Origin of the sequence: Martinezella tropici (genome assembly GCF_003287875.1) — a bacterium.
In the GTDB taxonomy this organism is placed as follows: Bacteria; Pseudomonadota; Alphaproteobacteria; order Rhizobiales; family Rhizobiaceae; genus Rhizobium; species Rhizobium tropici_C.
Window position 1 is genome coordinate 37,615 of record NZ_QMKK01000021.1, and the last position, 22,333, is coordinate 59,947.

Here is a 22,333-nt window from a genome sequence, read left to right on the forward strand (position 1 = left end):
TTTCCCACTTTCCGTCTCGACTTTCGCTGTGCGGATGCTACCGTCCGCTGATCAGAGAAGGTGCTTCAATGTCGGAAAACTATTCCCGCAATCTCATCGGCTACGGCCGTAACACGCCGGATCCAAAATGGCCCGGTGACGCCCGCATCGCGGTGCAGTTCGTGATCAACTACGAAGAGGGCGGAGAAAGCTGCATTCTCGACGGCGATCCGGCTTCCGAAAACCTGCTCTCCGAGATTGTTGGTGCGGCACCCTGGCCGAACCAGCGCAATCTCAACATGGAATCGATCTACGAATACGGCGCTCGTGCCGGTTTCTGGCGGCTGTGGCGCATGTTCACAGAGCTCAAGGTGCAGGCGACCGTCTATGGCGTGACGCTCGCCATGGCACGCAATCCGGAGGCGGTCGCCGCGATGAAGGAAGCAGGCTGGGAGATCGCCAGCCACGGCTATCGCTGGCTGGAATACAAGGATTTTTCCGAGGATCTGGAGCGTAAGCACATTCTCGAAGCCGTGCGGTTGCACACCGAACTGACCGGCGAGCGGCCCTACGGCATGTACCAGGGCAAGCCGTCGGACAATACGCTGCGGCTCGTCATGGAGGAGGGCGGCTTTCTCTATTCGTCGGATTCCTATGCCGATGATCTGCCCTACTGGGTCGACGGCTTGAATGGCAAACCATTTCTGATCATCCCCTATACGCTTGAGACCAATGACATGCGCTTTGCGACACCGCAGGGCTTCAATTCCGGCGACCAGTTCTTCATCTATCTCAAGGATGCCTTCGACACGCTCTATGAAGAAGGCAAGCATGGCAGCCCGAAGATGATGTCGGTTGGCCTGCATTGCCGCCTGGTCGGCCGCCCCGGCCGCGCTGCGGCTTTGCGGCGGTTCATCGAATATGTGCAGAAGCACGACAAGGTCTGGATTCCGAAGCGTATCGAGATCGCCCACCACTGGTATGAGAATCATATGCCCGGGGGAGAGCGCTAACATGATGTCGCGGGCCGATTTTGTCGGCCGCTTCGGCGGCGTCTTCGAGCATTCTCCCTTCATTGCCGAACGCGCCTACGATGCCGGTGCTATCTCCGAGCCTCTGACCTCGGGCGGCGTGCACGCCGCTTTAGCGCGGTTCTTCCGTGCCGCAAGCGAGACGGAGCGGCTTGGTGTGCTGCGGGCTCATCCGGACCTAGCGGGCCGGCTGGCGATTGCCGGCGAGTTGACGGAAGACAGCCGCAAGGAGCAGGCCGGCGCGGGGCTCGATCGGCTGAGCCCTGCGGAGCATGCGCGGTTCACCGAACTCAATGCCGGCTACGTGAGCAAGTTCGGCTTTCCCTTCATCATCGCGGTCAAGGGACTCGGCAAGGAGGATATCCTGACTGCCTTCGAAACGCGGATCGATAATGACCGGGATACGGAATTTGCGACGGCAACGGCCCAGGTGGAAAAGATCGCATTGCTGCGCCTGCAGGCCATGCTTCCCGAGGGCTGATAGCGCGCTGTTTCCCAAGCCGCTCATGATTGAGTATTTCACAAACTGAGGCTGTGTCATATGAGCCTGGATCGGCTAATCGCCCACCTTGATAACATGCAGCGGGCCGTGTCCGAGGCAGATCAGTTCCTTCGCGGAATTGATCAAGACGCGTTTTTCAAGAATGTCGAGAAGCAGCGCGCCGTCGGGATGACACTCCTGATGATCGGCGAGGCGGCCGCGCGCATTGGAGAGGAATATCCGGAATTTGTCGTTGACCATCCGGAGTTGCCTTGGCATGAGATGCACGACGTCAGAAGCAGAATTGCGCAGGGCTATTTCGACATCGAGGTGACGAACCTGTGGGACATCGCGCAAAAATCTCTTCCGAAATTGTTCTCTCAACTGGATTCCATTCGCCATTGGCGCGCGGAAGGCGAATGATCATCGAATGACACGGCATCTTGAAATTCTTCCACTGACGAAGGCCGCGTTCGCGCCTTTCGGCGATATGATCGAGGCCGATCCCGCAACGATGCGGTTCATCAATGGCGGTACGACGGAGCGTTTTCATGCGCTCTCCAGTGCCGAGGCCATCGGCGACGGTGCGCGGGTCATCCTGAACCTCTTTCGCGGCCAGCCGCGTGCCTTTCCTTTCACCATCGAGATGATGGAGCGCCATCCTTTCGGTAGTCAGTGTTTCGTGCCGCTGAAAGGCCGGCCGTTCCTCGTCGTCGTTGCGCAGGATGAGGGCGGCAGGCCCAGCAAGCCGCAGGTCTTCCTGGCACGTGGCGACCAGGGCGTGAACTATCGGGTCAATACCTGGCATTACCCGCTAATGGCGCTCGAAGAGCAGAGCGATTTCCTTGTTGTCGATCGCGACGGGCCTGGAAACAATCTGGAGGAATATTTCTTCGAAACGCCCTACATCATCGGAGCGCCGACGTTATGACCGGACTGACCACACATGTACTCGATACCGCTCTCGGCAAGCCGGCCGAAGGCCTGGTGATCGATCTCTTCAGGATCGAGGGCGATATCCGCACGCATCTGAAGACGGTAACGACCAATGCCGACGGGCGTGTGGATGGCGGCCCCATCCTGATCGGCGACGGCTTCGTTGCCGGCACCTACGAATTGCTGTTTCGGGCCGGAGATTATCTGAGGGCCAGCGGCGCCAAGCTGCCTGAGCCGGCTTTTCTCGATCTCGTGCCGATCCGCTTCGGTATCGCCGATACGACGGCGCATTACCACGTGCCGCTGCTGATCTCACCTTACGGTTATTCCACCTATCGCGGGAGCTGAGGCATGCGATTTGCCGCCATAGCAGACATCCACGGCAATCACCTTGCGCTCGAGGCGGTGCTTGCCGATATCCGCAGGCAAGGCATTACCGAGATCGTCAATCTCGGCGATTGCTTCAGCGGGCCGCTTACGGCGGGCAAGACGGCCGATATGCTGCTGGAACTGAATGCGCCGACGGTGCGCGGCAATCACGATCGATATCTGATCGAACTGGCGCCCGAGGCGATGCATGTTTCAGATCGAGCAGCGCATTCTGAACTGACGGAACGCCACCTCGAATGGCTGCGCGCCTTGCCCATCAGTACAGTTTATCGGGATGAGACCTATCTTTGCCACGCGACACCAGCCGATGATAATGTCTATTGGCTCGAATCCGTCTCTTCGGACGGTCAGGTCTATCTGAAGCCGATCGAGGAGATCGAGGCACTTGCCGCCGGCATCGATTTTCCGCTGATCCTGTGCGGGCATACTCATATTCCGCGCGCCGTCCGGCTCCGCGATGGCCGCCTGATCGTCAATCCCGGCAGCGTCGGCTGCCCTGCCTATGACGATGACCTGCCTTATCATCACAAGGTGGAAGCGGGAAACCCCTTCGCCTCTTACGCTATTTTGGAAAAGACCGGCAACAGCTGGCTGCCGGTCTTCCGGCAGGTGGCTTATGATCACATGGCGATGGCGACGCTGGCGGCGCAGAATGGTCGCGAGGAGTGGGCGAGCGGTCTGGCGACGGGCTGGCTGCGCTAGAGCATGTCGCGCAGAAGTGTGCAGCGGTTTTGCGGTAACGGCATGCGCTTTTAAAGGTCAGCCAAGATCGACCGATCCACCGCCTTGATATCCTGCTTGCCGCAGAGTGCCATGGAAATATCCAGCTCCTTGCGGATGATCTCTAGCGCGAGCGTTACGCCTTCCTTGCCCATGGCGCCCAGACCATAGAGGAAAGGGCGGCCAATGTAGGTGCCTTTGGCGCCGAGTGCGACGGCTTTGAGCACGTCCTGGCCCGAGCGGATGCCGCCATCCATATGCACTTCAATCTTGTCGCCGACCGCGTCGACGATCCGCGGCAACATGCTGATGGAGGAGTGGGCGCCGTCGAGTTGGCGACCGCCATGATTGGAGACGATGATGGCGTCTGCGCCGGTATCGACGGCCGCCTTCGCATCCTCGACGTCAAGAATGCCCTTGATGATCAGCGGGCCGCCCCATTGCTCCTTGATCCAGGCGACATCGCTCCAGGAGAGCTTGGGGTCGAACTGCGAATGAGTCCAGTGCGACAGCGTCGTCATGTCGGAAATATCCTTGGCATGACCGATGATATTGCCGAAGGAATGGCGCTTGGTCTTCAGCATGCCCATGCACCAGCCCGGTCGCATCGCCATCTGCCAGAGGTTTTTTGCCGTCATTTTCGGCGGCGCGGACAATCCGTTGCGGATATCGTTATGGCGCTGGCCGAGGATCTGCAGGTCTGCCGTCAGCACCAGCGCCGCGCATTTTGCCGCCTTGGCGCGATGGATCAGGTTCAGGACGAAATCGCGATCCTTCATCACATAGAGCTGGAACCAGAAAGGCTGCTTCGTGACCGAAGCGATGTCCTCGATCGAGCAGATGCTCATGGTCGAGAGCGTGAAGGGGATGCCGAACTCTTCCGCCGCCCGCGCCGCCAGCATTTCGCCATCGGCGTGCTGCATGCCGGTCATCCCCGTCGGCGCCAGCGCCACCGGCATGGAGGCCTTCTGACCGACCATCGTGGTTGCGACCGACCGACCGGACATGTCGACGAGCACGCGCTGACGCAGCTTGATCTTGGCGAAATCCGCCTCGTTCGCCTGATAGGTCGATTCGGTCCAGGAGCCGGAATCGGCATATTGGAAGAACATTTTCGGCACGCGCCGCTGCGCAAGCGTTTTCAATTCGGCGATGGTCAGCGGCACGGTCATGGCTCTTTGCCTTCCGGAAGGTTATATGGAGGTGGGTTGGGATTGCCTCATTGCAGGATGGATTTCATCGGCTTTCCAGCAACATAGGTTTCGATGACCGCCCGGTCGTCGCCCATGGTCTGAAGCAGGAACAGCTCTTCGGTAAGGCTCTTCGTCACCTCCATCTTCAGCGCCATGGCCGGCGTCGCGGCCGCGTTGAGGACGATCAGGTCGGCTTCAGTGCCGGCATCGAGCGTGCCGATCTTGTCGACGAGGGAGAGGGACTCGGCATTGCCGCGCGTCATGTAATAATAGCTTTCCAGCGGGTTCAGTCGCTCGCCGAGCAGCTGCTGGATCTTGTAGGCCTCGTCCATCGTGCGCAGCATGGAATAGCTGGAGCCGCCGCCGATATCGGTGGCGACGCCGATGCGAACGGGCTTCTCGCGACGAGCGAGCGCCTTCAGCGGGAAGAGGCCGGAGCCGAGGAAGAGGTTCGAGGTCGGGCAATGCACCGCAACCGCACCGGCCTCGCTCATGGCATCGGCTTCGCGGTCGGAAAGGTGGATCGCATGGCCGAACAGGCTCTTGGGGCCGAGCAGTCCGTAGCGGGCATAGATATCGGTGTAGTCGATCGCGTCCGGATAGAGCTCGCAGGTAAAGGCGATCTCGTCGTGATTCTCGGAAAGATGCGTCTGGATATGCAGGTCCGGAAATTCGCCGGCAAGCGCGGCCGTTGCCTCCATCTGCGCCGGTGTGGAGGTGATCGCGAAGCGCGGCGTGATGGCAACGTGATTGCGGCCCTTGCCGTGCCAGTCCGATATCACCTGACGGGTTTCGTCATAGCCCATCTCGGGCGTATCAAGGAGGCCCTGCGGGGCGTTGCGATCCATCATCACCTTGCCGCCGACCATGCGCATGTTGCGACGGATGGCTTCGGCAAAATAGGCGTCGGCGGAGGTTTTATGGACCGAACAATAGGCAACGGCCGTCGTCGTGCCGTGGCGGATCATCTCGTCATAGAAATGCTTGGCGATACGCTCCGCATGTGCGCTTTCGACGAAACGGCATTCCTCGGGGAATGTATAGGTGTTCAGCCATTCCAGAAGGTTGGCGGCGTAGGAGGCGATCACCTGCATCTGCGGGAAATGCAGGTGCATGTCGATGAAGCCGGGCAGGATGAGATGCGGACGGTGGTCGATCTCGGTTATGCCTTTCGGGGCGTGCGCCTTGATATCGGCATAGGCCCCGGTCGCGACGATCAAGCCGTTTTCGATCAGCAGGCCGCCATCGCTTTCATAAACGTAGCTGTCGGTATCATCGAGGCTTTGCGGCAGGCGCTTGAAGGAAAGCAGGCGGCCGCGCAGAAGGGTGGTCATTGGCTCTTTTCTCCGATGGAGCTTTCGAACCAGGCGACCAGCAGCTTGCGCTCCTCCGGTGTGACGTCGGTGACGTTGCCGGGCGGCATGGCATGGCTGCGGCCGGCCTGGATATAGATCTCCCGGGCATGCATAGCGATTTCCGCGTCATTTTCCAGCGTTACGCCTTTCGGCGCACGCACAATCCCCTCATAGACAGGCTCGGCCGCATGGCACATGGAACAGCGCGCGGAGACCATTTGCTTGACCGCCGGGAAATGGGCGTCCGAGGCGAACTGCTGGAAGGCGGGGGCGATCGCGTTGGCTTCCTTCTCGCCGGTCAGCACCTTCGGAACGGTCGAAAGCCACATGATGATGATGAAGAGGACGATTGTGACAATCCAGGTCCAGGTCGGGCGGCCCTTGCGAGCATGCGTTGTGTTGAACCAGTGGCGGATGGTGACGCCCGTCAGGAACACCAGCGCCGCTATCACCCAATTATAGGCCGTGCCGAAGGCCAGCGGATAGTGGTTCGATAGCATGAAGAAAATGACGGGCAGCGTCAGATAGTTGTTGTGCAGCGAGCGCTGCTTGGCGATGCGGCCGTATTTTGGATCCGGTGTGCGGCCGGCAATGAGGTCGGCGACGACGATCTTCTGGTTGGGAATGATGATCATGAAGACGTTGGCTGACATGATCGTCGCGGTGAAGGCGCCGAGATGCAGGAAGGCGGCGCGGCCGGTGAAGAGTTGCGTATAGCCCCAGGCCATGAAGACCAGGACGGCGTAGAGCACGATCATCAGCCCCCAGGTATTGTTGCCGAGCGGCGATTTACAGAGCAGATCGTAGACGATCCAGCCGCCGGCAAGCGAGGCAAGCGAGATCAGGATGGCGACGGGGACGCTGACGTCGAGCACATGCCGGTCGATGAGGAAGAGATTGGCGCCGCCGTAATAGACGATGCACAGCATCAGAAAGCCGGAAAGCCAGGTGAAATAGCTTTCATATTTGAACCAGGTCAGATGCTCCGGCATCTGCGCGGGGGCGACGAGATATTTCTGGATATGATAGAAGCCGCCGCCGTGGACCTGCCATTCCTCGCCATAGGCGCCGGGCGGAAGATGCGGGCGCTTCACCAGCCCGAGATCGAGCGCGATGAAGTAGAAGGACGAACCGATCCAGGCAATGGCGGTTATGACGTGGAACCAGCGGGCAGCAAAGGCGAGCCACTCCCACGCTATGGCGTATTCATACATTCAGTTCCCCTTTTCTTCCTCCGACTCGACACCTTGCAAAATGTTGAGAGCGTATGGAAGAGGGGTGTTTGATATGTCGGTAAAAAGCCGCGGCCTTGTCTAGCGCCCAGGATGCATTAGATCAGATTGTGGCAGTTTTTTAATAAAATGCCTTCGGCTGCTTGGAGCGGGCCGTGTCCGCGGCGGCCACCTATTTTTTTCGACGGAGAATTGCCCATGCGAGGTATTCTGGCGTTCGTATTTTTTCTTCTCTCTACAGCCTTCGCCCTGGCGCATGAGGCGCCCTCCGGCTGGACTTACGACCCTTATTGCTGCAATGGCGACAGCAAGACAGGTGATTGCGAGATGATCCCGGCGCGCACCGTTACCATCGTGCCTGGCGGCTATCGAGTGACGCTCAATCCCGGCGACCATCGCTACGTAACGCACGCGCACATCTTTAATCTGCCACAGCAGAAAACGATGCGCTCGCCGGACGGAGCCTATCATCTCTGTCTGTTCCCGGATGAAAACACGCCGCGCTGCTTTTATGCCCCCGACATGGCTTACTAAGCACTGGAAAGTGGCGCAGCTATCTCGTTATTTCCGCTGGTTTTGGAGTGATAGCTGCTGCGCGGATTTCCTGGAATTACTCCAGCGGCATGCCGAATTCGCCGAGGATCCAATCCCGGAAGGCGCGGATGCGCGGCGTATGGCGCCTGTTTTCGGGGTAGGCGATCCAGTAGTCGGTATTGTCGGATGAAAGAATATCGAAGGGCTGGATCAGTCGGCCAGAAGCCAGATCATCCGCATAGAATTCCGGAGTGAGGATAGCGACACCCTGGCCGGCCAATGCGGCGCTCGCCTCGAAGGACTGGGCGCCGAGCCTGCTGCGCGGCCGGCCCTGAAGGCCGGGGTCGGGAACGCCGACCTCCCTAAACCATTGGGCCCACCATGGATCGCCTGCGTCGATGATGCGAAGCTTCAGGAGATCTGCCGGCTCGTGAATGCCGCCAACCGTCTCAGCGAGCGCTGGACTCAGCATCGGCGTAAAATAGACCTTCATCAGCAGATGCGCGCGCAGTCCCGGCCACTGGCCACGCCCGGCACGGATGGCGATGTCGGAGGCCTCCCGGGCGAAGTCGATGAGCGAGGCTGAAGTGTCCAGCCGGACGGCGATATTCGGATGCTTGAGCTGAAACGATCCGACATGACGAGCCAGCCATTGCGAGGCGAAGGTGGGTGTCGAATGAATGCGCAGCGTCGTTTCGGCGTCGCCGCTGATGGAGGCCATCGCCTCCTGCAGCATAGCAAAGGCTTCCGCGACTTTCGGTGCGAGTTGTTCCCCGGCCTCGGTCAACAGGATCTGCCGCGGGCGGCGCAGAAATAGAGGCTCGCCCGTCGTCTCTTCAAGCAACTTAATCTGATAGCTGACCGCCGTCTGCGTCATGCCAAGCTCTTCGCCGGCGCGGGTGAAACTGCCGAGCCGGGCTGCGGCTTCGAAGACGCGCAAGGCATTCAGCGGGAAGCGCTTTGAGAGCTTCATGGATAAGTTCTCTTTATGTATCCAGACGATAGTTCGATTGGAATTTCAGCATTTTTCGCGCCAAACTGCAATTCATATCGCTGATCTGACTGAGGTGTTGTCATGGATTGCTATGTCGTGGAACAAGCAGAAACCGCAAGGCCCGGTATTCTGGCTCGTCTTCTGGAATCGTTGGCGCAGGCCCTCGTCAAGCATGCAGAGCCCTCGCTGCATCTGGATCTCGACGACATGCCGGACCGCCTAAAGCGCGACCTTGGATTTCTCGATGGGCGCGAGCCGCATTATGACGATAGGTCGCTGCTGTAAGTCATGAGTGGAGACCGTTGATATGTGGAGAGTGCGCACCCCCCTTCTCCCCAGCGGGGAGAAGGCGCCGCCAGGCGGATGAGGGGTGGCCGCCAAGACCACCAAAATTCATGAATTCAAATAGATAACCCCCTCATCCGACCCTTCGGGCCCCCTTCTCCCCAAGGGGAGAGGAGCTTATGGTGCTCGTCCGCCTCCATATGCGATAGCCCTGCCCACAAGGGGGAGATGTCAGAGGGGGCTGCGTCAAATGTAGCTCCCTCCTTTGGCGGGAGGACAATTACATCCCCTTCAGCCCCTCGACCGCCATCAGCACGCGCTCCGGCGTTGCAGGGGCATCGAGGCGCGGGCAGATGCGGTAATCCGCGACGCTGGCGACCGCCATCGATAGGGCCTCCAGCACGGATATGCTGAGCATGAAGGGCGGCTCACCTACGGCCTTGGAGCGGCCGATGGTCGCCTCCGCATTTTCGGACCATTCCGCCAGCCGGACGTTGAAGATCTTCGGCCGGTCGGAGGCGAGGGGGATTTTGTAGGTGGACGGCGCGTGCGTACGCAGCCGGCCCTTGGCATCCCACCAGAGCTCCTCGGTCGTCAGCCAGCCCATGCCTTGTACGAAAGCGCCTTCGACCTGGCCGATGTCGATCGCCGGGTTGAGGGAGCGGCCGACATCATGAAGGATGTCGGTGCGGTCGATCAGATATTCGCCTGTCAGCGTATCGATCGACACTTCCGAGCAGGCGGCGCCATAGGAGAAATAGTAGAAGGGCGTGCCGCGGCCGGCCTTGCGATCCCAATGGATCTTCGGCGTCTTGTAGAAGCCGGCAGCGGAAAGCTGAACGCGGGCGAAATAGGCCTGCTTGACGAACTCCGCGAAGGGAATTTCCACCTCGCCGACGCGCACGCGGTTGGGAAGGAACTGCACGTCTTCCGCGCCCACATCCCATTTCTCGATAGCGAAGGCGACGAGCCTTTCCTTGATTTGGCGAGCGGCATCGAAGGCGGCCATGCCGTTCAGATCCGAGCCGGATGAGGCGGCCGTCGCCGATGTATTCGGCACCTTGCCTGTTGTTGTCGCTGTGATCTTCACCCGGTCGATATCGACCTGGAAGCTGTCGGCCAGAACCTGCGCCACCTTCGTATAGAGGCCCTGGCCCATTTCGGTGCCGCCATGGTTCAGATGGATGGAGCCATCCTGATAGATGTGCACCAGAGCGCCGGCCTGGTTGAAAGCGGTCATGGTGAAGGAGATGCCGAATTTCACCGGCGTCAGCGCGATGCCCTTGCGGATGAAGCGGCTGGAGCGGTTGAACGCGATGATGGCGCTGCGGCGCGCCTGATAGTCGGATGTCTGTTCGAGCTCGTCGACGACGCGGTTGATGATGTTATCGGTGACCTCCTGGTGATAGGGGGTCAGCGTTCGGCCGGAGCCCGGCTGGCCATAGAAATTGGCGCGGCGGATTTCGAGCGGGTCCTTGCCCAGCGCATAGGCGATCTCCTCGATCATGCGCTCGCCGCCGACCATGCCCTGCGGGCCGCCAAAGCCACGGAAGGCGGTGTTGGAGACGGTATGCGTCTTGAGCGGTTTTGAGACCAAATGCACATGCGGGTAGAAATAGCTGGAATCCGCATGGAACAACGCGCGATCGGTGACTGGGCCGGAAAGATCGGAGGAGAAGCCGCAGCGCGCGGCGTAGGTGGCGTCGACGGCGTTGATGCGGCCGTCGTCGTCAAAGCCGACCTCGTAATCCACGAGGAAGTCGTGTCGCTTGCCGGTCGCGCTCATGTCCTCGTCGCGGTCGGGGCGGAATTTGACGGCGCGGCCAAGCTTCTTGGCGGCGACGGCGGCGAGCGCTGCGAACTGGTTGCCCTGTGTTTCCTTGCCGCCGAAGCCGCCGCCCATGCGGCGTACATTGACGGTGACGGCATTGGACGGGATCCCCAAGACATGGCCGACGATGTGCTGGATTTCGCTCGGATGCTGCGTCGACGACCAGACGGCGACTTCGTCGTCCTCGCCGGGGATCGCCATGGCGATGTGGCTTTCGAGATAGAAGTGCTCTTGGCCGCCGATGCGCATCTGCGCCTTGATGCGGTGCTTGGCGTTGGCCATCTCGGTTTCGGGTTCGCCGCGCTTCAGCGTCATCGGTTCGTAGACAAGCGGTGCGCCATTGACGAGCGCGCCGTCGATATCGCTCCAATGCGGCAGATCACGATAATCGATCTTGGCGAGGCGGGCGGCACGCCGGGCGGCATCTCTGGTTTCGGCGATGACGGCGAAGATCGGCTGCCCGTGGAATTCGACCTTGGTCTCGGCAAGCAGCGGTTCGTCATGCATGCCGTTGGAGCTGGTGTCATTGACGCCGGGAATATCGGCGCCCGTGAAGACCCAGACGACGCCCGGATATGCTTTGACAGCCGAGAGATCGATGCCGGCGATCTCGGCATGAGCACGGTCGGAAAGGCCGAGCGCGCCATGCAGCAGGCCGGCCGGTTCGGGAAGGTCATCGATATAATCGGCGGCTCCGGTGACATGCTTGTGGGCGGAATCATGGCGCAACGAGCCATGCATCGAACCGTTGATGACCTTACGCTCTTCGAAGGTGGATTTGTCCATGGCTCAGGCCTCCGCGGTTTCCCTTCTCCCCAGCGGGGAGAAGGTGGCCGGCAGGCCGGATGAGGGGGATGCATCGCAAAGCGATGCATGTGCCGAAACCAGATGAAAGGATGCTTGCTCTTTGCCGCGTAACCCCCTCATCCGCCCTTCGGGCCCCTTCTCTCCGAGGGGAGAAGGGGGAAGGAAGCGGCTGCCGTCGTCCGGCGAAAGGTGCCATGCCGTGTCCAGGAAATATGGTCGAATAAATTCGCAATTCGTCATCATGCCAGCACCTCGAAACGCTTCAATTCCTGCGGCGCGCCTGATGTCTCAAGATAGAAGCGGATGAGAAGGTTCTTGGCGGTCAGCTGGCGGTATTCAGCCGAGGCGCGCCAATCGGTCAGCGGCGTGTAATCGCTGTCGAAGGCATCGCGTGCGGCGGTAACCGTCGCCTCCGTCCAGGGCTTGCCGATCAATTCTGCCTCGACCGTGCGGGCGCGTTTCGGTGTGCCGGCCATGCCGCCGAAGGCGATACGGATATCTTCGACATTGCCGTCAGCATCCAATGACAGATGGAAGGCGCCGCAGGCGGCCGAAATATCCTCGTCGCGGCGCTTGGAGATCTTGTAGACGGCGAAATGCGCATCTTCGGCAGGATAGGGTACGAAGATATTCTCGACGAACTCGCCGGGATTGCGATCCTGCTTGCCGTAGTCGATGAAGAAATCTTCCAAGGGCAAGCTGCGCGTGCCGGCAGTCGAGCGCAGCGTCACCGTTGCACCGAGCGCGATCAGCGGCGGCGGCGTGTCGCCGATCGGCGAGCCGTTGGCGATATTGCCGCCGATAGTGCCCATGTTGCGCACCTGCTCGCCGCCGATGCGGTCGATGAGGTTGGCGAATGCCGGGATCTTTTCGCCGATCACAACAAAGGCGCGACTGTAGGTGACGCCGGCACCGATGGTCAGCCCTGCGTCTTCGACGACGATCTTCTGCAGATCGGTCAGATGATTGATGAAGACGACCGGGTTCAGCCGGCGCATCTGCTTGGTGACCCATAGGCCGACATCGGTCGAGCCGGCAACGACAGTTGCCGTCGGCTCGTCGGCAAGCACCTGCGCCAGTGCCGAGACGGAGCCGGGCACGATGAGGCGATCCTCGCCCTCGGAAATCTCGATGGTATCGCCGCCCTGCATGGCCCATAGACGGGCGATGATATCGGCTCTGGTCTTTTCGAGAGGATCGAAGAGCGCGCTCGGCCGCTTCTGGCTGACCTGCTCGGCCGCCTTGACGATCGGCTCGTAGCCCGTGCATCGACAGAGATTGCCCTGCAGCGATTTTTCGATCTGAGCCCGGCTCGGCTTTTCCGTCGTTAGCCAGAGGCCATAGAGCGACATGACGAAACCCGGCGTGCAGAAACCGCATTGCGAGCCGTGGCAATCGACCAGCGCCTGCTGCACCGGATGAAGCGTGCCGTTCCGGGCGGCGAGATGCTCAACAGTAACGACATGGGTCGCATGAAGCGAGCCGACGAAGCGGATGCAGGCATTGACGGATTCATAGTGCAGCCCACCATCGATCAGGCGTCCCACAAGCACCGTGCAGGCGCCGCAGTCGCCTTCCGCACATCCTTCCTTCGTTCCTGTCAGCCGCCGCTTGAGGCGCAGGAAGTCGAGCAGCGTCTCGGTGGGGCGCAGGCTGGATAGCGTGATATCCTCGCCGTTGAGGATAAAGCGGATGCTGTCGCTCATGTCGTTCCCGTTTATCATTCGTTTGTCGGGGCCGGATGCGCAGACGAATCCGGCCCTAACCGTCTATGGTTATTCCGCGGTCCAGCCACCGTCAATCGAGACGTGCGTGCCGGTCACCTGACGTGCCTCGTCGCTTGCAAGGTAGAGCGAGAGGGCGCCGATCTCTTCGGCCTTGACGAACTCGTGCGTCGGCTGGGCCTTGAGGATGACTTCGTTCTTGACCTGCTCCTCGGTCATGCCGCGGGCCTTGGCGGTATCCGGGATCTGCTTTTCGACAAGCGGGGTCAGCACGTAGCCGGGGCAAATGGCGTTCACCGTCACGCCGAATTCGGCGAGCTCGAGCGCTGCCGTCTTGGTCAGACCTAATATACCATGTTTTGCCGCGACATAGGCGGATTTGAAGGGCGAGGCGACCAGGCCATGCGCCGAAGCGATGTTGATGATGCGCCCGTATTTCTTCGCCTTCATCAGCGGAATGGCGGCGCGAATGGTGTGGAAGGAACTGGAGAGATTGATCGCGATGATCTGATCCCATTTCTCGATCGGGAAATCCTCGATCTTCTCGACATGCTGGATGCCGGCATTGTTGACGAGGACATCGACGCTGCTAAAGGTGGCGTTGGCGGTCGCGATCAGATCGGCGATCTCGGCAGGTTTCGTCATGTCGGCCGGATGATAGATCACCTTGCCGCCGCCGGAAGCTTCGAGCTTGGTCTTGATCGCGTTGATTTCCTCGGGCTTTCCGAAGCCGTTGATGACGACGTTATCGCCCTTGGCGGCGAAGGCGGCCGCGATGGCGAGGCCGATACCGCTTGTGGAACCGGTGACGACAACTGTTCTTGCCATGATCTTCTCCTTGGACAGCGCAGCTTCCTGCTGCAGTGCAAAACCGTTTCAGCCTAGTCCCAAACCCGCGGAGATGGCAATCGTAATGCTGCCGGCCCTTTGGCCACGATGCCGTGAACAGGAAAGCGCATATTTCAGCGAAAAATTTCGTTTTGCTTTCTTTTCACATTCGTTTTGCTCGCGTATCTGTTGTTTCGGGATGCAATAGGCGGGAGGAACGCATGAGCGGTTATGTCTTGGCGATCGATCAGGGAACGACGTCGACGCGGGCTATCGTTTTCGACGGCAAGATGAAGGTTGCCGGTGTCGGACAGAAGGAATTCACTCAGCATTATCCGAAGCCCGGCTGGGTGGAGCACGATCCGGAAGAAATCTGGTCCTCCGTTCTCGTCACCGTCCGCAAGGCCATTGAGGCTGCCGGCATCACCGCCAAGGACATTGCCGCCCTCGGCATCACCAATCAGCGCGAGACGGTCGTCGTCTGGGATCGCGAGACGGGCAAGCCGATCCATAATGCCATCGTCTGGCAGGACCGCCGCACGGCGGGCTATTGCGAGAAACTGAAGCGGCAGGACCTCGAAAAGCTCTTCACACGCCGCACCGGCCTGCTGCTCGATCCCTATTTTTCCGGCACCAAGCTATCCTGGCTGCTCTCCAATGTGAAGGGCGCGCGTGCCCTTGCCGCCAAAGGCAAGCTGTGCTTCGGCACCATCGATACCTTTCTGATCTGGCGGCTGACTGGCGGCAAGAGCTTCGTTACCGATGCGACCAATGCCTCGCGGACGCTGATGTACAATATCGGCGGAAACGAATGGGATGAGGAGCTACTGGAAATCCTACGCGTTCCCGCTGCCATCCTGCCCGAGGTGAAGGATTGTGCCGACGATTTCGGCGTGACCGATGCCACGCATTTCGGCGCGGAAATCCCGATCCTCGGCGTTGCCGGCGATCAACAGGCGGCGACGATTGGCCAGGCCTGCTTCGAACGCGGCATGATGAAGTCCACCTATGGCACCGGCTGCTTCGCGCTTCTCAATACGGGCGCGGACATGGTGCGGTCGAAAAACCGCTTGCTAACCACCATCGCCTACCGGCTGAACGGCGAGACGACCTATGCGCTCGAAGGTTCGATCTTCATCGCAGGGGCTGCCGTGCAATGGCTGCGCGACGGGCTGAAGGCCATTCAGCGCGCCTCGGATTCCGGCGAACTGGCGGCCAAGGCCGATCCGCTGCAGGAGGTTTATCTGGTGCCGGCCTTTACCGGCCTCGGCGCACCGCATTGGGATCCGGATGCACGCGGCGCGATCTTCGGGCTGACACGCAATACCGGACCTGAGGAAATCGTCCGGGCGGCGCTGGAGGCCGTCTGCTATCAGTCTCGCGATCTGCTGGATGCCATGCACAGGGATTGGCGCAACGGCAACGGACAGGAGACGGTACTGCGCGTCGACGGCGGCATGGTCGCTTCCGACTGGACGATGCAGCGGCTTGCCGATCTGCTCGATGCACCGGTCGACCGCCCTACGATCCTCGAAACGACCGCACTGGGTGCCGCCTGGCTTGCTGGCAGCCGCGCCGGGGTCTGGCCGGATCGCGCAGGCTTCGCCAAGGCCTGGGCGCGCGACCGGCGGTTCGAGCCCAGCATGGATGACAAGACCCGAAACGCGAAGCTCAAAGGCTGGAAGAATGCGGTGTCGCGCACCTTGAGTACACGGCAGGGGTGATCGGCCTTCATCGGCTGCTCACCCCAGGTTATATCGTGTAAGATTTCTTTATTTTGCTTATATAAGGGCACGCAGCGATACTTGTCTTGTTCGTGGCTCAGGGAGGATTCCAGGCCACATTTCGCCGGACCGCACTCCTCGAGGGCGGACGCCTTCTTAAGAGACGATAAAGCGAATAATGGCTGCTCAATTTTCTGAACTGAAGAAACATTACTACCGGCAGATCAAATATCATTTGACTCGGCCGAAGCCGCCAATGCTGGCCGAGCGGTTCGATGGGCCTGTTCTGGTCGTCGGCTCGGCGCCGGTTTCGAACAAGCCGGTGGATTTCGATGAAAGCTTCAAGGTCATCACTATTAATGGTTCACAGACGGTGACGAAGGGCTGGGGGATCGAGGCGCCCGATGTGACGCTCGTCCAGTTTAATCAGATCGAAGGTACGAACACCAATGCCGTCGAGGTGCGCCGCGTTCTGAACGGCGAACGGACCAAGATGCTCTACGTCCTGCTCTGGCGGAAAGAGCTTCAGCGGCTGGAAGAGGGGTTGCGGAGCTTCAATTACAGCTACGACAAGCTGGAGATCGTCAATCGCTACAAGCGTATGGCGCTGCTGGACCGGGTCGGCGGGGTAAAGTGCAGCGAGCTCGGCGCGGACGACAAATGCTCCAACGGCATCAACGCCGTGCTCTTCGCGCTCTATAATGGCGCGACCGAGGTCATCATCACCGGCATCAATCCCGATTCCGGCGGGCATGTCTACAATACGGAGAACCTGGCGCGGCTGCATGTGCGCAAGGACCGCGAGGTTCTCGAGCGGCTTCTCGAGCGCGGCTATCCGGTGTTCACCACAGATCCCGGCGTCTCGCAATCCGTCGGTCTGCCGCTATGGACGGGCAGGGGGAGGGCCGGTCGGACGGTGGATGCCGATGCCAAGGCCAAGCGGCCGGCACCGATAACGGCTGCGGCCGTCATCAACCCTTGAGCTAAGGGCTCGCCAACGGTCAATCTGTAGCTGACGCTGGTCGTGATTCCGTGCCAAGATCGCGGCTTAGAATCACTCGATTGCGCAGAGGTCAGTCCAATGCTGATGCCGCCGCCACTACGGCCGGGCGACAAAGTGCGCTTTGTGTCGCCCGCAAGTTCGCCCGACAGGGATATGGTTCTGAGGCATGCTGAAATCCTGAAAGGCTGGGGGCTTACGGTCGATTTCGGTGAACATGCCTTTCATAAACGAGACTATCTTGCCGGCACGGACGAGGAGCGGCTGTCGGATATCAATGGCGCTTTCCGTGACCCAGAGGTTCGGGCGGTTTTCACGACACGCGGCGGCAAGGGGTCGTATCGGATTGCCGATAAACTGGATTTCGCCGCTGTGCGGCGCGACCCGAAATTCGTCATCGGCTTCAGCGATATCACCGTATTGCATCTCAGCCTCTTGAAGAGTGGCCATCAGATCGGCATTCATGGAGCCTTCTTTTGCGGACCGAATGACGATGGTGTCAGCCCCTACACGCGTGAGGCATTATGCCGGACGATGATGACAACCGAAGATATCGTCATCGAAGCTCGTCCGCATGAACCGACGTTCGGTCTGACGACAGGCGGGACGGCCAGAGGGCGACTGATCGGCGGCAATCTGGATACGGTTGCGACTTCGGCCGGTTGGGCGCTGCCGGATTTGAATGGCGCGGTTCTTTTGCTAGAAGCCGTTCATATGTATCGCGGTCAGGTGGACCGCCAGATGACCATGCTGCGCAAGGCGGGGCATCTAAATGGTTTGGCAGGGGTCGCTATCGGCCAGTTTACTAACTTTGAATTCGACCGCCCTTATTCGGTGATCGATATCCTGCGCGAACATCTGGCCGAACTAAAGGTGCCGATCCTCGGCGGCTTGCCGCTCGGGCACGGCGATAGCCCGGCAAGCGTTTTTATCGGCGCTGTGGCGGAGCTTGATGCGAAGGCCGGTATCCTGGCGATCCGGCATGGGAACATCTGAGGTCATCTTCGATATTTTTTGACGTAGCCTGTCGGAGCAGGTGATATTCCTTCGTCTTTAAAGGGAGAAGGGAATCTCAATGCTTTACGCGATCCTATGCTACAACGACGAAGATACCGTGTTTGCCTGGTCCAAGGAACAGGAAGACGCGACGATGGCGCGGTTGATTGCCGTGCAGGAACCGCTCAGGGAGGCCGGCAAGCTTGGCCCGGTGGCACGCTTGATGCCGACGACGGCGGCTACGACCCTGCGCAAGGGCAAGAACGAACCGATCGTGATCGACGGCCCCTTTGCGGAAACGAAGGAGCAGTTGCTCGGTTTCTACGTCGTCGACTTCGAAACCCTTGACGAAGCCATTGGCTTTTCGAAGGAGCTTGCCGCGGCCAATCCCGGCGTCGGCTCCTATGAAATCCGTCCGCTTTACGTCTTCCGGCCGGGAGCTGTTGCAACATGACCGACATTGCCTGGATCGACATCGCGCTTACCAACGCCCGGCCACAGGTAATGGGCGCGCTTTTGCGCTACTTCCGCAATCTCGACACCGCCGAGGAGGCCTTTCAGGAGGCCTGCCTCAGGGCCTTGAAGACCTGGCCTGATAAGGGGCCGCCGCGCGATCCCATTGCCTGGCTGATCTTCGTCGGCCGCAATAGCGGCATCGATACGGTGCGCAAACAGGCCAGATTGCAAAGCCTGCCGGATGAAGAGGCGATCTCCGATACGAGTGATGTGGAGAGCGATCTGGCCGAACGGCTCGATGGCTCCGGATATCGCGATGATATCCTCCGGTTGCTGTTCATCTGCTGCCATCCGGATTTGCCGGCGACGCAACAGATCGCGCTGGCGCTGCGTATCGTTTCCGGCCTTTCGGTGCAGCAGATCGCCCGGGCCTTCCTCGTCAGCGAGAGCGCAATGGAGCAGCGCATAACCCGCGCGAAGGCGCGGGTCGCCGCCGCTGGAGTTGCTTTCGAGACGCCAGGTGCGGTCGAGCGCAGCGAACGTTTGGCACTCGTCAGTGCCATGATCTATCTCATCTATAACGAGGGCTATTCGGCCGGTGGAACGCATCGCGAGGCTGCCGCCTTCGCCGATGAGGCGATCCGGCTTGGCCGGCTTCTGTTGCGGATCTTTCCCTCGGAGCCGGAGACCATGGCGCTGCTGGCGCTGATGCTCCTGCAGCAATCGCGCAAGGATGCCCGGTTCGATGCCAATGGGCAGATCATCCTTCTGGAAGATCAGGATCGTTCGCTTTGGGATCGGACGCTGATCGACGAGGCGCTGGCGCTGCTCGACAAAGCGATCCGCCACCGCAAGCCCGGCCCCTATCAGGTGCAGGCGGCGATCGCAGCGCTGCATTCGCGGGCGAAGCGTGCCGAGGATACGGATTGGGAGCAGATCGACCTTCTCTACCAGATGCTGGAGCGGTTGACGCCGTCACCCGTCGTCACGCTCAATCGTTCGGTCGCGCTCTCCAAACTGAAGGGGCCGGAGGCGGCTCTGGCGCTGATCGCGACGCTGGAAGCACAGCTCGACAGCTATTTCTACTTTCATGGCGTCAGGGGTGGCCTGCTTGTGCAGCTCGGCCGCGCGCAAGAGGCGCGTGTCGCTTTTGACAGGGCGATTGCGCTCGCCCGTTCGCCTGCCGAGGCCGCCCATATCCGATATCAGCTCGACCGGCTGAGCGCGGATGCTCTTGCAGCTACAAAATAATCGAAAAATTTGCGTCTGTGCTGTCGGGAAACGGCAGGCTCGAACGTCATTCGTGTATGGGCCGAGCAGGCCGCGTCAAACAATAAAGAGGAGCAAGATATGACTGAACAGAGCCAACGCCACGAGCTTTCCCTGACCCGCGTCATCGACGCACCACGAGACAAGATCTTCCGTTGCTGGACCGAAGTGGAGCTTCTGAAGCAATGGTTCGCGCCACTGCCGTGGACGGTATCGGCAGCCAGTATCGACGCTCGATCCGGCGGCTCAAGCTCGATCACCATGCGCAGCCCCGAAGGCGAGGATTATCCGGGTAACGGCGTCTATCTGGAAGTCGTTCCCAATGAGCGGATCGTCTTCAACGACGCTTTCACCAGCGCCTGGGTGCCGTCGGCAAAGCCCTTCATGGTGGTGACGATCCAGCTCGACGATCTCGGTGGCGGCAAGACCCGTTATACCGCGACCGTCCTGCATTGGTCCGCGGAGGATCGCGAGGCGCATGAGAAGATGGGCTTCCATCAGGGATGGAGCCAGTGCGCCGATCAGCTCGCGGCACTGGCGGCCAAGATCTGAATTTCCGATTCAATTCCGGAGGATATGGCAATGTCTTATGTAGCTGATTCATCTTTGCCTTCGGTTACGCGCGCGCAGCGCGTGGCCGGTATGATCCTGAGCGGACTGGTCGTTGCCTTCCTGCTGTTCGATGGCGTGATCAAGCTCGTTCCGCTTCCGGTCGTCACCGAGACGATGGCGGGGCTCGGCTACTCTGCCGATCCGGCGCTGGCCCAGCTGCTTGGTATCATCACGCTCGGCTGCGCCATTCTCTATGCAATCCCGAGAACGTCGGTCCTTGGCGCCATCCTGCTGACGGGCCTGCTCGGTGGCGCAATCGCGACGCATTTGAGGGTCGGCAGCCCGATCTTTTCGCATCTGCTGTTCGGCGTCTATCTCGGCGTAATGGCCTGGGGCGGACTTTATCTTCGTTATGAAGCGGTTCGCAAAATGATTCCGTTCTTTGATCGAAGCTTTTGATTTCGGATTCGATTTGCTAAGGCTCGTCTCTCAATAAGTATGGAGCGCGCCATGCCACAGGTGATCATCGCGCCGGTCAAACAATCCGATGCGGACGAGCTGATCGCCGCCAATATCGCCAGCCGCGCCCATCATGTGCCCTGGGCCTATCCCTTCCTCGATCGCGATGGTTTCGACGCCTGGTTCGGCCAGACGGTGACGGGGCCGAACCTGGGTCTGGTGGCGCGCGATCCCGGCTCCGGCGCCATCGTTGGCGTCGTCAATATCAGCCAGATGGTTTGGGGAGGTTTTCGCAGCGCCTTTCTCGGCTATCACGGCATGGTAGGTTTCGCCGGCCAGGGGTTCATGACGGAGGCGGTTCGGCTGGCCGTGGCGCACGCATTCGATGCGGTGGGCCTGCATCGCGTGGAGGCCAATATCCAGCCGGGCAACCATCCGTCCATTGCGCTGGTCAAGCGGCTGGGCTTCCGGAAAGAGGGGTTCTCGCCGAAATATCTGAAGATCGGCGGCGTCTGGTGCGACCACGAGCGCTGGGCATTGTTGGCAGACGATCCGCGCTCCTGAGCTCTTTCGGAATTCGAAAGTCGCGCTATCTGGCAGAAAGCCCAAAAAGACATTGACTGCGCGAAGGGAAGGGGCGAAAGCGACCTTGAGCCTCTCGCCAAACCGCTGCTGAGAGAGCGAGAGTGCCGGAAGCCGTAAATGATCGTTTCGACCGAAGAAGAACTGACCAAGCTGAAAGATATCGGCCGCATCTGTGCCAATGCGTTGCAGGCCATGGCCGCGGCACTGGAGCCGGGCATCACCACGCTGGAGCTGGACGCGATCGGCCGAAAGGTGCTGGAGGATGCCGGTGCGCAATCGGCACCGGAATTGGTCTACAAGTTTCCCGGCGCGACCTGCATCAGCGTCAACGAGGAAGTGGCCCACGGCATCCCAGGAACGCGCGTGATCCAGGCGGGAGATCTGGTCAATCTCGATGTTTCCGCCGAGAAGGACGGCTTCTTTTCCGATACCGGCGCATCTTTTGCCGTGCCGCCGGTCAAGCCGAAGATCGAGCGCCTCTGCCGCGACGGCAAGAGGGCGCTATGGGTCGGCCTCAATCAGGTGAAGAGCGGTGCGCCGCTTGCGAAGATCGGGCAGGCCGTCGGCGCTTTCGCGCAGAAGAACCGCTATACGTTGATTGCCAATCTCGCCAGCCATGGCATCGGCCGCTCCCTGCATGAAGAGCCCGCCGAGGTTTCCACCTGGGCGGACCCTTCCGAGACGCGGATCATGGAGGATGGCCTGGTCTTCACCGTCGAGCCGTTTCTCTCGCTCGGCGCGAGCTGGGCGGAGGGAGGCGACGATGCGTGGACGCTCTATGCCGAACCGCAGGCGCCAACGGTCCAGTACGAACACACCATCATCGCCACCCGCAACGGGCCGATCATCCTGACATTGCCGGATAAGTGACGTCCTAAAGCGCATCGCGAATCCTTCAGATTCACTTCCCGCGCTTCAGGTCTTTGATTTTGCGCATGCCGTTGTCGCAAAACCGCTGCGCACTTTTGCGCG

Annotated in this window: 24 protein-coding genes; 17 read left to right on the plus strand and 7 right to left on the minus strand. The window is 60.3% G+C overall.

All coding sequences use genetic code 11. The features are described 5' to 3' along the window. Nucleotides 1-68: 68 nt before the first annotated feature. The 6 genes from puuE to DQ393_RS04505 are packed head-to-tail and all read left to right on the plus strand — an operon-like array spanning nt 69 to nt 3,519. Entirely contained in the window at nt 69-992 is a 924-nt protein-coding gene (gene puuE / locus DQ393_RS04480; RefSeq protein WP_112340605.1) for an allantoinase PuuE, read from the plus strand. 1 nt (nt 993) lies between these two features. After that, entirely contained in the window at nt 994-1,491 is a 498-nt protein-coding gene (uraD, locus tag DQ393_RS04485) for a 2-oxo-4-hydroxy-4-carboxy-5-ureidoimidazoline decarboxylase (protein ID WP_112340606.1), read from the plus strand. A 60-nt stretch (nt 1,492-1,551) separates the two neighbouring features. Beyond that, a complete protein-coding gene (locus tag DQ393_RS04490) occupies nt 1,552-1,914 on the plus strand; it encodes a HepT-like ribonuclease domain-containing protein (protein ID WP_112340607.1) in 363 nt (120 codons plus the stop codon). 7 nt (nt 1,915-1,921) lie between these two features. Further along, nucleotides 1,922-2,422, plus strand: a complete 501-nt coding sequence (locus DQ393_RS04495) for an ureidoglycolate lyase (protein ID WP_112340608.1) — start codon at nt 1,922-1,924, stop codon at nt 2,420-2,422. Continuing rightward, the gene (uraH, locus tag DQ393_RS04500; RefSeq protein WP_112340609.1) at nt 2,419-2,775 is read left to right on the plus strand and encodes a hydroxyisourate hydrolase; all 357 of its coding nucleotides are present in this window, start codon (nt 2,419-2,421) and stop codon (nt 2,773-2,775) included. Before DQ393_RS04495 ends, uraH begins: the two co-directional genes overlap by 4 nt. 3 nt (nt 2,776-2,778) lie before the next feature. Further along, complete coding sequence (locus DQ393_RS04505) at nt 2,779-3,519, plus strand: metallophosphoesterase family protein (RefSeq protein WP_112340610.1); 741 nt, start codon at nt 2,779-2,781, stop codon at nt 3,517-3,519. Between the two features lie 50 nt (nt 3,520-3,569). Here DQ393_RS04505 and DQ393_RS04510 read toward each other — a convergent pair whose 3' ends face one another. Genes DQ393_RS04510 through puuD form a run of 3 tightly spaced genes read right to left on the minus strand, consistent with a single transcriptional unit; the run spans nt 3,570 to nt 7,299 of the window. Beyond that, the gene (locus DQ393_RS04510; protein ID WP_112340611.1) at nt 3,570-4,709 is read right to left on the minus strand and encodes an alpha-hydroxy acid oxidase; all 1,140 of its coding nucleotides are present in this window, start codon (nt 4,707-4,709) and stop codon (nt 3,570-3,572) included. Nucleotides 4,710-4,756: 47 nt separating this feature from the next. Then, the gene (gene guaD / locus DQ393_RS04515) at nt 4,757-6,064 is read right to left on the minus strand and encodes a guanine deaminase (RefSeq protein ID WP_112340612.1); all 1,308 of its coding nucleotides are present in this window, start codon (nt 6,062-6,064) and stop codon (nt 4,757-4,759) included. Continuing rightward, the gene (puuD, locus tag DQ393_RS04520) at nt 6,061-7,299 is read right to left on the minus strand and encodes a urate hydroxylase PuuD (RefSeq protein ID WP_112340613.1); all 1,239 of its coding nucleotides are present in this window, start codon (nt 7,297-7,299) and stop codon (nt 6,061-6,063) included. Before puuD ends, guaD begins: the two co-directional genes overlap by 4 nt. A gap of 216 nt (nt 7,300-7,515) precedes the next feature. On the opposite strand from puuD, the gene DQ393_RS04525 reads away from it, so the two are divergent. Further along, entirely contained in the window at nt 7,516-7,851 is a 336-nt protein-coding gene (locus DQ393_RS04525) for a hypothetical protein (protein ID WP_112340614.1), read from the plus strand. 76 nt (nt 7,852-7,927) lie between these two features. Here DQ393_RS04525 and DQ393_RS04530 read toward each other — a convergent pair whose 3' ends face one another. Then, the gene (locus DQ393_RS04530) at nt 7,928-8,824 is read right to left on the minus strand and encodes a LysR substrate-binding domain-containing protein (protein ID WP_112340615.1); all 897 of its coding nucleotides are present in this window, start codon (nt 8,822-8,824) and stop codon (nt 7,928-7,930) included. 102 nt (nt 8,825-8,926) lie between these two features. On the opposite strand from DQ393_RS04530, the gene DQ393_RS04535 reads away from it, so the two are divergent. Then, entirely contained in the window at nt 8,927-9,130 is a 204-nt protein-coding gene (locus DQ393_RS04535; RefSeq protein WP_112340616.1) for a hypothetical protein, read from the plus strand. 280 nt (nt 9,131-9,410) lie between these two features. On the opposite strand, the gene xdhB is transcribed toward DQ393_RS04535, so the two are convergent. The 3 genes from xdhB to DQ393_RS04550 all read right to left on the minus strand — a co-directional run bounded on the left by xdhB (nt 9,411) and on the right by DQ393_RS04550 (nt 14,320). Further along, nucleotides 9,411-11,747, minus strand: coding sequence for a xanthine dehydrogenase molybdopterin binding subunit (xdhB, locus tag DQ393_RS04540; RefSeq protein ID WP_112340617.1), 2,337 nt, complete (start codon nt 11,745-11,747; stop codon nt 9,411-9,413). A gap of 260 nt (nt 11,748-12,007) precedes the next feature. Further along, nucleotides 12,008-13,474 (minus strand): xanthine dehydrogenase small subunit, encoded by a 1,467-nt coding sequence (gene xdhA, locus DQ393_RS04545; RefSeq protein ID WP_112340618.1) that lies wholly within the window; start codon nt 13,472-13,474, stop codon nt 12,008-12,010. A gap of 69 nt (nt 13,475-13,543) precedes the next feature. Further along, nucleotides 13,544-14,320, minus strand: coding sequence for a 3-hydroxybutyrate dehydrogenase (locus tag DQ393_RS04550; RefSeq protein WP_112340619.1), 777 nt, complete (start codon nt 14,318-14,320; stop codon nt 13,544-13,546). A gap of 221 nt (nt 14,321-14,541) precedes the next feature. Here DQ393_RS04550 and glpK point away from each other — a divergent pair, with 221 nt between their 5' ends. The 9 genes from glpK (at nt 14,542) to map (ending at nt 22,231) form a co-directional block, all read left to right on the plus strand. Beyond that, on the plus strand, nt 14,542-16,044 hold the full coding sequence (gene glpK, locus DQ393_RS04555) for a glycerol kinase GlpK (protein WP_112340620.1): 1,503 nt from the start codon (nt 14,542-14,544) through the stop codon (nt 16,042-16,044). Between the two features lie 178 nt (nt 16,045-16,222). After that, complete coding sequence (locus DQ393_RS04560) at nt 16,223-17,026, plus strand: membrane-anchored protein (RefSeq protein WP_112340621.1); 804 nt, start codon at nt 16,223-16,225, stop codon at nt 17,024-17,026. Nucleotides 17,027-17,131: 105 nt separating this feature from the next. Next, a complete protein-coding gene (locus DQ393_RS04565) occupies nt 17,132-18,040 on the plus strand; it encodes a S66 peptidase family protein (protein ID WP_112340725.1) in 909 nt (302 codons plus the stop codon). Between the two features lie 79 nt (nt 18,041-18,119). Beyond that, on the plus strand, nt 18,120-18,494 hold the full coding sequence (locus DQ393_RS04570) for a YciI family protein (RefSeq protein ID WP_112340622.1): 375 nt from the start codon (nt 18,120-18,122) through the stop codon (nt 18,492-18,494). Next, nucleotides 18,491-19,747, plus strand: a complete 1,257-nt coding sequence (locus tag DQ393_RS04575; protein ID WP_112340623.1) for an RNA polymerase sigma factor — start codon at nt 18,491-18,493, stop codon at nt 19,745-19,747. The genes DQ393_RS04570 and DQ393_RS04575 overlap by 4 nt, the downstream gene beginning before the upstream one ends. Before the next feature lie 99 nt (nt 19,748-19,846). Next, nucleotides 19,847-20,317, plus strand: coding sequence for an SRPBCC family protein (locus DQ393_RS04580; RefSeq protein WP_112340624.1), 471 nt, complete (start codon nt 19,847-19,849; stop codon nt 20,315-20,317). A gap of 30 nt (nt 20,318-20,347) precedes the next feature. Continuing rightward, nucleotides 20,348-20,776 (plus strand): DoxX family protein, encoded by a 429-nt coding sequence (locus DQ393_RS04585; RefSeq protein WP_112340625.1) that lies wholly within the window; start codon nt 20,348-20,350, stop codon nt 20,774-20,776. Between the two features lie 51 nt (nt 20,777-20,827). After that, complete coding sequence (locus tag DQ393_RS04590; RefSeq protein WP_112340626.1) at nt 20,828-21,340, plus strand: GNAT family N-acetyltransferase; 513 nt, start codon at nt 20,828-20,830, stop codon at nt 21,338-21,340. Between the two features lie 138 nt (nt 21,341-21,478). Then, nucleotides 21,479-22,231 carry a type I methionyl aminopeptidase gene (gene map / locus DQ393_RS04595; protein WP_112340627.1) on the plus strand — a complete coding sequence of 251 codons (753 nt, stop codon included), beginning with the start codon at nt 21,479-21,481 and terminating at the stop codon, nt 22,229-22,231. The last annotated feature ends 102 nt before the right edge of the window (nt 22,232-22,333 follow it).

What these genes read in the sequence shown, in the direction of transcription:
- DQ393_RS04530 (WP_112340615.1), bottom strand. Translation starts at nt 8,824, where the DNA reads ATGAAGCTCTCAAAGCGCTTCCCGCTGAATGCCTTGCGCGTCTTCGAA.
- DQ393_RS04590 (WP_112340626.1), top strand. Translation starts at nt 20,828, where the DNA reads ATGCCACAGGTGATCATCGCGCCGGTCAAACAATCCGATGCGGACGAG.
- DQ393_RS04570 (WP_112340622.1), top strand. Translation starts at nt 18,120, where the DNA reads ATGCTTTACGCGATCCTATGCTACAACGACGAAGATACCGTGTTTGCC.
- DQ393_RS04585 (WP_112340625.1), top strand. Translation starts at nt 20,348, where the DNA reads ATGTCTTATGTAGCTGATTCATCTTTGCCTTCGGTTACGCGCGCGCAG.
- xdhA (WP_112340618.1), bottom strand. Translation starts at nt 13,474, where the DNA reads ATGAGCGACAGCATCCGCTTTATCCTCAACGGCGAGGATATCACGCTA.
- DQ393_RS04580 (WP_112340624.1), top strand. Translation starts at nt 19,847, where the DNA reads ATGACTGAACAGAGCCAACGCCACGAGCTTTCCCTGACCCGCGTCATC.
- uraH (WP_112340609.1), top strand. Translation starts at nt 2,419, where the DNA reads ATGACCGGACTGACCACACATGTACTCGATACCGCTCTCGGCAAGCCG.
- puuD (WP_112340613.1), bottom strand. Translation starts at nt 7,299, where the DNA reads ATGTATGAATACGCCATAGCGTGGGAGTGGCTCGCCTTTGCTGCCCGC.
- guaD (WP_112340612.1), bottom strand. Translation starts at nt 6,064, where the DNA reads ATGACCACCCTTCTGCGCGGCCGCCTGCTTTCCTTCAAGCGCCTGCCG.
- DQ393_RS04525 (WP_112340614.1), top strand. Translation starts at nt 7,516, where the DNA reads ATGCGAGGTATTCTGGCGTTCGTATTTTTTCTTCTCTCTACAGCCTTC.
- DQ393_RS04550 (WP_112340619.1), bottom strand. Translation starts at nt 14,320, where the DNA reads ATGGCAAGAACAGTTGTCGTCACCGGTTCCACAAGCGGTATCGGCCTC.
- glpK (WP_112340620.1), top strand. Translation starts at nt 14,542, where the DNA reads ATGAGCGGTTATGTCTTGGCGATCGATCAGGGAACGACGTCGACGCGG.
- DQ393_RS04535 (WP_112340616.1), top strand. Translation starts at nt 8,927, where the DNA reads ATGGATTGCTATGTCGTGGAACAAGCAGAAACCGCAAGGCCCGGTATT.
- uraD (WP_112340606.1), top strand. Translation starts at nt 994, where the DNA reads ATGATGTCGCGGGCCGATTTTGTCGGCCGCTTCGGCGGCGTCTTCGAG.
- xdhB (WP_112340617.1), bottom strand. Translation starts at nt 11,747, where the DNA reads ATGGACAAATCCACCTTCGAAGAGCGTAAGGTCATCAACGGTTCGATG.
- puuE (WP_112340605.1), top strand. Translation starts at nt 69, where the DNA reads ATGTCGGAAAACTATTCCCGCAATCTCATCGGCTACGGCCGTAACACG.
- DQ393_RS04495 (WP_112340608.1), top strand. Translation starts at nt 1,922, where the DNA reads ATGACACGGCATCTTGAAATTCTTCCACTGACGAAGGCCGCGTTCGCG.
- DQ393_RS04490 (WP_112340607.1), top strand. Translation starts at nt 1,552, where the DNA reads ATGAGCCTGGATCGGCTAATCGCCCACCTTGATAACATGCAGCGGGCC.
- DQ393_RS04575 (WP_112340623.1), top strand. Translation starts at nt 18,491, where the DNA reads ATGACCGACATTGCCTGGATCGACATCGCGCTTACCAACGCCCGGCCA.
- DQ393_RS04505 (WP_112340610.1), top strand. Translation starts at nt 2,779, where the DNA reads ATGCGATTTGCCGCCATAGCAGACATCCACGGCAATCACCTTGCGCTC.
- map (WP_112340627.1), top strand. Translation starts at nt 21,479, where the DNA reads ATGATCGTTTCGACCGAAGAAGAACTGACCAAGCTGAAAGATATCGGC.
- DQ393_RS04565 (WP_112340725.1), top strand. Translation starts at nt 17,132, where the DNA reads ATGCCGCCGCCACTACGGCCGGGCGACAAAGTGCGCTTTGTGTCGCCC.
- DQ393_RS04560 (WP_112340621.1), top strand. Translation starts at nt 16,223, where the DNA reads ATGGCTGCTCAATTTTCTGAACTGAAGAAACATTACTACCGGCAGATC.
- DQ393_RS04510 (WP_112340611.1), bottom strand. Translation starts at nt 4,709, where the DNA reads ATGACCGTGCCGCTGACCATCGCCGAATTGAAAACGCTTGCGCAGCGG.